The organism is Burkholderia catarinensis (genome assembly GCF_001883705.2).
In the GTDB taxonomy this organism is placed as follows: Bacteria; Pseudomonadota; Gammaproteobacteria; order Burkholderiales; family Burkholderiaceae; genus Burkholderia; species Burkholderia catarinensis.
In genome coordinates this window covers 1-554 of record NZ_MDEQ02000079.1, presented here as the reverse complement: position 1 = coordinate 554, position 554 = coordinate 1, and the positions used below count along the sequence as shown (strand labels likewise).

The 554-nt window shown below is 62.8% G+C and carries 1 protein-coding gene; it reads left to right on the top strand.

Features of this window, described 5'->3' with window-relative positions:
- A partial coding sequence (locus BFF94_RS37575) for an IS66 family transposase (RefSeq protein ID WP_143269782.1) occupies positions 1-499 on the top strand: 499 nt, incomplete at its 5' end.
- Positions 500-554 lie beyond the last annotated feature (55 nt).

Sequence of the window (554 nt, the reverse complement as noted above, 5' to 3'; positions counted from 1 at the left end):
GATCGGTGCACTCTACGAGATCGAAGAGCAGATCCGCGACAAGCCACCCGACGAGCGCCGGCGCGTGCGTCAGGCGCGAGCGGTGCCGCTGCTCGACGACATGAAGCGCTGGCTCGACGCGACACTTGCCACGCTCTCCGCGAAGTCGGACACGACCAAGGCGATCCAGTATGCGCTGAACCGATGGTCGTCGCTGATCTATTACTGCAGCGATGGGCGCGCTGAGATCGACAACCTGATCGCCGAGCGAGCGCTGCGCGGCGTCGCCCTCGGAAGACGGAATTACTTGTTTGCCGGCGCGGACTCCGGCGGTGAACGCGCTGCGGCTATGTATAGCCTAATCGGCACTGCGCGCTTGAACGGTCTCGATCCCGAGGCATATCTCGCCTACGTGCTTTACCACATCGCCGACCATCCGGTCAACCGCATCGACGAACTGCTGCCATGGAGCGTGGCGCTGTCGCTGCCGTCTACTGCTCACGTCGAGCCCATCCGATAGCATCGCGACTCTTCTGCATCGACAAGCTGCACTACAGTTTCGCAAGGGCGCCTAC